The organism is Streptosporangium sp. NPDC006013, from assembly GCF_040614275.1.
GTDB lineage: Bacteria > Actinomycetota > Actinomycetes > Streptosporangiales > Streptosporangiaceae > Streptosporangium.
The window spans coordinates 22,256-29,048 of sequence record NZ_JBEXUE010000075.1 but is presented as its reverse complement, the minus strand read 5'-3'; the positions used below and the strand labels follow the sequence as shown (position 1 = coordinate 29,048).

Here is a 6,793-nt window from a genome sequence, read left to right as displayed (position 1 = left end):
GCCGGGCGGTGCGCCCGGCTCAGCGGGCGGCGGCGGCCGGGCGCGGGACCTGGGGGATGCCGGTCAGCCGGTTCTGCTCGCGCAGGGTGCGCAGGCGGTCCACCTCTGCGGTCCACTCGGCACCCCGAGGGGTGGCCTTGCCCTTACGGCGGCGGATCCGGTCGTCGTACGACTTGATGCCGAACGTCGCGCGCTGGTTGGCCTCGGCCGCGCGCAGAGCCTCGGTCAGCGCCCTGTCGAAGGCCAGCCCGGCGGCTCGCAGTTCCGGCACGGAAGCCAGATCGGCCTGCGCCCGGCGCAGGTCGGCCTCGGCCGCGCGCGCCTTCTCCAGAAGCTCGGGGAAGCCCTTCCCGACCTCCTGGTCAGCGTGGTAGCGAACCTCCGCCTCCCGGCTCACGCTCGGTCGGAAAAACGCCATCTTCTGCCCTCTCTCACCGGTCGCCGGGTCGCCTCCGGCAGGTCACCGGTCGTAGCCTACGCCGTTCATCCCCACCTCACGTACTCGGGATCAGCCGTACCGGGAGCCGGCTCGCGGTACGGGGCGTGCGCGGAACGGTGGTGAGCGGAGCGGGACGATCTGTCCGGCGCGCCCTCCTTTACGCAGTAAGGTCACCGGTGACAGGATGCCCCCATGCCTGCCAAGCGACCACCCGTCCCGCTCTCCAGGGAGCGCATCATCGACGCCGCCCTCCACATCGCCGACGGCCAGGGGCTCCGGCGCCTGACCATGCGACGGCTGGGCGACGCGCTCCAGGTGGAGGCGATGGCCATCTACCACCACCTGCCCCGCGGCAAGGACGCCCTCATGGACGCGCTGGCCGAGCATGTCACCACGGTCCACGTCGAGCCCGGCGAGAGCTGGCAGGAGAGCGCGAGGGCCTGGTGCCGGGCGAGCCGCGCCGCGCTCAGGGAGCACCCGGGGGTGCTGGCGCTGGCCCTGACCAAGCCCCCGAGGGGCCGGGCCGCGATCGCGATCAGGGAGCAGACCGACCAGCTGGCCGACGCGGGGCTGACCGACGCGGCCGGAGCGGTGCGGGCACTGAGGGCCTACGTCTTCGGCGCGGTGGCGGTGGAGGTGCAGCAGTCGGGCTGGGCCGAGCCCTCCGGCGACGAGAACGAGCCATGGCGCCCCCCTTCACAGGGAGGCGGCAGCCCCGGGGCGGACGCCGATTTCGAGTACGGGCTGGACGCACTCCTGGCCGGCCTGGGCACGCGGTAACCGGTAGGACGCGGAGGCCCACATCGATGCACGTCAGGAAGTTGTAACCGATCGTTTACCTGACTCGCGGCGTGTCGCGCTTGGCCGAATATCCTTATATGAGGCATGCTGTGTTATAGGTCACATCCCCTGATAAAGCCCTGACGGACTGGCCCTCTAGCAGTTCGTAAACAGTCCTAACGGGCTATGTCGCCGAGGTGCGATCGATCGCACACTTGATCTGCTTGATGTGCGAGCCTCGCTCTATCAGGGCTCGCATGGCCATATGTCAACATTCAGATGCTCGTCCCCCGTCATGCGTGGGAACGGAGACCCATCGGTGACGGTGCCCGCCGGATGTCCGATGCCCATCCCGTACCCGGCGTGACCCGGGCGAGCCGACACGAGAGATCCGGAGGCACGCCGATGTGCCCGCACGAGCCGTCCTGTCCGCCCGCTGAGGCGCTGGACCGCGAAGCCGCCCGCACCATGGCGGCCCACCCCGAGCAGGGCTGGAGCCTGCTCTGCAACGGTGTGGTGCTGTTCGAAGACACCGGCGAGCTCCTCCCCGACGGCGCCGTCATCGAGCCACACCGGCCACTGGCCGGCGTCGCCTGACGACACTCACACGGGCTCACACGGGCCCGGCCGCATCCTCGCGTCGAGCCATTCGGCGACCACCTCGCCCACCCTGGCGGGGTCCTTCCCGAGGTCGTGGCCCTGTCCCGGCAGCACGACCAGGCGCGCGGCATCCGCCGCTTCGGGCACGCCGAACGGATCGCGGTCTCCGTTCACCACCAGCACATCCACACCCGCCGCGCGCAGCTCCCCGGCGCGTGACCGCTCCGGCTTGCCCGGCGGGTGCAGCGGGAAGGCCAGCGCGACGACCACGCGGGCCCCGACCCGCCGGGCCGTACGGCAGGCGACCCTGGCCCCGTTGCTCCTCCCGCCCTGCGCGAGCGGCAGCCCCGGGTAGCGCTCGCGCAGGACGGCCACCAGCGTCTCCCACGCCTCGTCCTGTCTGGCCGCCGAGCCCGGCGCGCGGGCACCGCGCATCCGGAACGGCTGGAGCACCCGCGCGACGGTCCCGCCGGCCGCCGTCACGGCGTCCCGCACCGCCAGCAGGTCGGGGGCGTCCACTCCCCCGGCCGAGCCGTGGGTGAGCACCAGCAGGAAGCGCGGGGAGGCCACCTCGTCGATCTCCACCAGGGCCGGGCCGTGCGGAGTCGCGATCTCCAGGGGCGGGACGGTACCCGGGCGGGACATGGGCTCGGAGACGGACACGGATCTCGTCCTAACGACTGATGCCTGACGGCAGGGCGAAGGAGAACAATCGAAGGGTGCAGGACTACCAAGATATCCGCCAGGACATGCGGGCCACTCTCGAGGCCCGCCGTGATCTCGGGCCGGAGTACGAGACCGCCCTCATCGAGTCGTTCGTGTCCCGCCTGGACGCGACCATCACCCAGCGGGTGCGGGCCGAGATGCACGCCACCGGGATAGGCGGGACACCGCCGCGCAAGGCCGGGAACTCCTCGATCCCGATCGCGCTCGCCTCGATGGGCATGGGCATCCCGCTGACCGCCATCGCGGCGTCCGAGGCGGGCAGCGCCGGGTTGCTGCTGGCCTGGGGCGGCATCATCGCGATCAACGTCGCCCACGCCCTGAGCCGCCGGCGGGAGCGCGACTGACCGTTCCGGGCCCCGGAAGGAGCGGCGCGGGTTCCCTGAGCGACCAGCGTCCCGCCGGGTGCGCTCCGGTCACACCGGACACCGCCCCCGAAGCCCTGGCATGGACGTCCCAGGGGTTCAGACGTCGCGGCCCCGGCGGAGGCGGACCTCACCGGCGAGGTCGGCGTCGGCGCTGTCGAGGCCGTAGCGCCAAACGCGCTCGGCGTCCTCGCCGCGTCCTCTGAGCGGGAGCGTGCGGGCCAGGAGCTCGATGGCCAGCGCGCCGGTCTCGACGTCGCCGCCCTCCTCGATCGCACCGGAGAACTCGGCGCAGGCCAGCTCCAGGTGGGCGATGCCGAGCATCACCCGCAGCCTCGGCACCTCGGCCGCGTCCGGCACCGAGAGCGCCTCCAGCAGCACCTGGGCGGCCTCCCCCGGCTCACCCTCCTCGATGAGCGCCTCCGCCAGCCGCTGAGCGGCCCGAGGGGCGATCTCCGGGTCGCCGGTGGCCAGCGCGTCACGCAGCGACCGTTCGGCCTCCGCCGCGTCCGTGGCGAGCCTGGCGAGGGCCATGTGCGCCGACGGGACGTAGGCGGGGTGGCCGGCGCCCAGCGCGGCCTGCCAGGCGGCGCGGGCCTGGTCGGCCATCCCCGCCCTTTCGAAGCTCCCCGCGAGCAGGCAGGCGGCCTGGGCGGCGAACTCCGGGTGCCCTGTCGCCAGTGCGGTGCGCGCGGCCGCGCGGGAGCCCGGCACGTCTCCGCGCTCCTGGAGCACCACGGCGAGGCCCACCGCCGCCTGTGCCCGATCGGGCTCGTCGGGGTCGGCGGCCAGCTCCGCGAAGATCACGGCGGCGCCGTCGAGGTCGCCGGACTCGGCCAGTCTTCGCGCGGTGTCCAAGGGACGGGTGTCCACCTCAGGCATGCAGGGTCCTTCCCGGATACGGAGACGCCCCGAGCCTAACGACTCGGGGCGCCGTCCGTCCTCCCGCATTCCCTACGGATACGTGGTTCTCGCGAGACGCGGGCCGCGGTGCGGATCAGTCTTCGTACGCCTCCAGGGGAGGGCAGGAGCACACCAGGTTGCGGTCGCCGTAGGCCTGGTCGATGCGGCGGACCGGCGACCAGTACTTGCCCTCGCGCAGCGAGGGCAGCGGGTAGGCCGCCTCGGTGCGGGTGTAGGGGTGCTCCCACTCGTCGGCGACGAGGCTGCCGGCCGTGTGCGGGGCGTTGCGCAGCGGGTTGTCGACCCTGTCGTAGGCGCCGGAGGCGACCTTCTCGATCTCACCGCGAATCGCGATCATCGCCTCGCAGAACCGGTCGAGCTCGGCCAGGTCCTCGCTCTCGGTCGGCTCGATCATCAGCGTGCCGGCCACCGGGAAGGACATGGTCGGCGCGTGGAACCCGTAGTCGACGAGGCGCTTGGCCACGTCGTCGACCGTCACCCCGGTCTCCTTGGTGATCTGGCGCAGATCGATGATGCACTCGTGGGCGACGAGGCCGCCGCGGCCGGTGTAGAGAACCGGGTAGTGGGGACCGAGCCTGCGGGCCAGATAGTTGGCCGACAGGATGGCCTGCTCGGTGGCCGCCTTCAGCCCGTCGGCACCCATCATCCGGATGTAGGCCCAGGAGATGGGCAGGATGCCCGCGGAGCCGTACGGGGCGGCCGAGACCGGGCCGACCGCCGAGCCGCCGCGCAGCGGGTGACCGGGCAGGTAGTCGGCCAGGTGGGCGCGGACCGCGACCGGGCCGACACCGGGGCCGCCGCCGCCGTGCGGGATGCAGAAGGTCTTGTGCAGGTTGAGGTGGGAGACGTCCGCCCCGAACTCGCCCGGCCTGGCCAGGCCGACGAGTGCGTTGAGGTTGGCGCCGTCGACGTAGACCTGCCCGCCGGCCTCGTGCACCAGCTCGCAGACATCGACGATCGTCTCCTCGTACACGCCGTGCGTGGACGGGTAGGTCACCATGATCGCGGCAAGCCGGTCGCGGTGCTTTTCGATCTTCGCGACGAGGTCGTCGAGGTCCACGTTGCCGTTGTCGTCGCAGGCGACCACGGCGACGCGCATGCCGGCCATCACCGCGCTGGCGGCGTTGGTACCGTGCGCGGACGAGGGGATCAGGCAGACGTCACGATCCGACTCGCCACGCGCCGTGTGGTAGGCGCGGATCGCCAGGAGGCCGGCGAACTCGCCCTGGGAGCCGGCGTTCGGCTGGATCGACACGGCGTCATAACCGGTGACCTCGGCCAGCCAGCGCTCCAGCTCCCCGATCAGCTCGGCGTAGCCCGCCGCCTGGTCCTCCGGCGCGTACGGGTGCAGCCCGGCGAACTCCGGCCAGGTGATCGGCTCCATCTCGGTGGTCGCGTTGAGCTTCATGGTGCAGGAGCCCAGCGGGATCATCGACCGGTCCAGCGCGACGTCCTTGTCCTGGAGCCTGCGCAGGTAGCGCAGCATGGCCGTCTCGGAGCGGTGGCTGTGGAAGACCGGGTGGGTGAGGTAGTCGCCGACCCGCGCCAGCGCGCCGGGCAGCGCGTCGTGCGCGGCGGCGTCCAGGTCGGCCAGCACGGTGCCGCTGACCTCGAAGGCGGCCAGGACCTGCTCCAGATGGAGAACCTCGGTCCTCTCGTCGCAGGTGACGCCCACGTGGTCGGCGTCGACCAGGCGCAGGTTGACGCCGTTCTCCCGGGCCGCGGCGACGACTCCGGCGGCACGCCCGGGCACGCGGGCGAGCACGGTGTCGAAGAAGGTGTCGTGGACCACCTCGACGCCGCCCTGGCGCAGCCCCTCGGCGAGCACGACGGCGTGCCGGTGGATGCGGCGGCCGATCCTGCGCAGGCCCTCGGGGCCGTGGTAGACGGCGTACATGCCGGCGATCACGGCGAGCAGCACCTGCGCGGTGCAGATGTTGCTGGTGGCCTTCTCCCGGCGGATGTGCTGCTCGCGGGTCTGGAGTGCGAGCCGGTAGGCGGGGCGTCCCTCGACATCCTGGGAGACGCCGACCAGGCGGCCGGGCAGCTGGCGCTGGAGGCCGTCACGGACCGCCATGTAGGCGGCGTGCGGACCGCCGAAGCCGAGGGGGACGCCGAAGCGCTGCGAGGAGCCGACCGCGATGTCGGCGCCGAGCTCGCCCGGCGCGGCCAGGAGGGTGAGGGCGAGCAGGTCGGCGGCGGCGACCACCTGGGCACCGCACGCGTGGGCGGCGTCGGCGATGGCGCGGAAGTCGCGAATCCTGCCGCTGGCGCCGGGGTACTGCACGAGCACGCCGAAGCAGTCGGGGAGCCCTCCGGTGAAGTCGCTCTCGACCAGCTCGATGCCGAGCGGCTCGGCACGGGTGCGCAACACCGCCTTGGTCTGCGGCAGCGCGTCGGCGTCGACCACGAACACCTTCGACGAGGTGCGGCCCGCGCGGCGGGCCAGGGTCATCGCCTCGGCCGCGGCGGTGGCCTCGTCCAGCAGGGAGGCCCCCGCGACGTCGAGGGCGGTCAGGTCGGAGACGACGGTCTGGAAGTTGATCAGGGCCTCCAGCCGGCCCTGGGAGATCTCCGGCTGGTAGGGCGTGTACGCGGTGTACCAGCCCGGGTTCTCCAGGAGGTTGCGGCGGATGACACCCGGGGTGATCGTGTCGTGGTAGCCCAGGCCGATCATCGAGGTGAGCACGGTGTTACGCCCGGCGAGGACCCGCAGCTCGGCGAGGGCCTCGGACTCCCCTGCCGCCGGGGGCAGACCCAGCCGGGCGAAGGAGCGGATCGCCTCGGGCACGGCCACCGCGACCAGGTCGGCGACGGAGGCGAATCCGACCGCCTCCAGCATGCGGGTCTGGGCGGCGTCGTCGGGCCCGATGTGACGGGTCGCGAACGGCGGAGGGGCGAGTTCGCTGAGCGATGACAGATCGGTCATGAGAAGCCTCTCGGGCGGGGTGGAGACCGGTGC

7 protein-coding genes are annotated in these 6,793 nt (G+C 72.5%); 3 read left to right on the top strand and 4 right to left on the bottom strand.

Going from position 1 to position 6,793, the window contains the following annotated elements; all coding sequences use genetic code 11:
- Positions 1–19: 19 nt before the first annotated feature.
- Entirely contained in the window at positions 20–418 is a 399-nt protein-coding gene (locus ABZ260_RS14550) for a hypothetical protein (RefSeq protein WP_355616881.1), read from the bottom strand.
- Between the two features lie 213 nt (positions 419–631).
- On the opposite strand from ABZ260_RS14550, the gene ABZ260_RS14545 reads away from it, so the two are divergent.
- A complete protein-coding gene (locus ABZ260_RS14545; protein ID WP_355616879.1) occupies positions 632–1,219 on the top strand; it encodes a TetR/AcrR family transcriptional regulator C-terminal domain-containing protein in 588 nt (195 codons plus the stop codon).
- 405 nt (positions 1,220–1,624) lie between these two features.
- A complete protein-coding gene (locus ABZ260_RS14540) occupies positions 1,625–1,816 on the top strand; it encodes a DUF5999 family protein (protein WP_030915037.1) in 192 nt (63 codons plus the stop codon).
- A gap of 6 nt (positions 1,817–1,822) precedes the next feature.
- Here ABZ260_RS14540 and ABZ260_RS14535 read toward each other — a convergent pair whose 3' ends face one another.
- The gene (locus ABZ260_RS14535) at positions 1,823–2,464 is read right to left on the bottom strand and encodes an alpha/beta family hydrolase (protein WP_355616884.1); all 642 of its coding nucleotides are present in this window, start codon (positions 2,462–2,464) and stop codon (positions 1,823–1,825) included.
- Between the two features lie 74 nt (positions 2,465–2,538).
- Here ABZ260_RS14535 and ABZ260_RS14530 point away from each other — a divergent pair, with 74 nt between their 5' ends.
- Positions 2,539–2,889 carry a hypothetical protein gene (locus tag ABZ260_RS14530; RefSeq protein WP_355616877.1) on the top strand — a complete coding sequence of 117 codons (351 nt, stop codon included), beginning with the start codon at positions 2,539–2,541 and terminating at the stop codon, positions 2,887–2,889.
- A gap of 117 nt (positions 2,890–3,006) precedes the next feature.
- Here the strand turns inward: ABZ260_RS14530 and ABZ260_RS14525 are convergent, their stop codons facing one another.
- Both ABZ260_RS14525 and gcvP read right to left on the bottom strand, forming a co-directional pair.
- Entirely contained in the window at positions 3,007–3,789 is a 783-nt protein-coding gene (locus ABZ260_RS14525) for a hypothetical protein (RefSeq protein WP_355616875.1), read from the bottom strand.
- 115 nt (positions 3,790–3,904) lie between these two features.
- Positions 3,905–6,760, bottom strand: coding sequence for an aminomethyl-transferring glycine dehydrogenase (gene gcvP / locus ABZ260_RS14520; protein ID WP_355616873.1), 2,856 nt, complete (start codon positions 6,758–6,760; stop codon positions 3,905–3,907).
- Positions 6,761–6,793 lie beyond the last annotated feature (33 nt).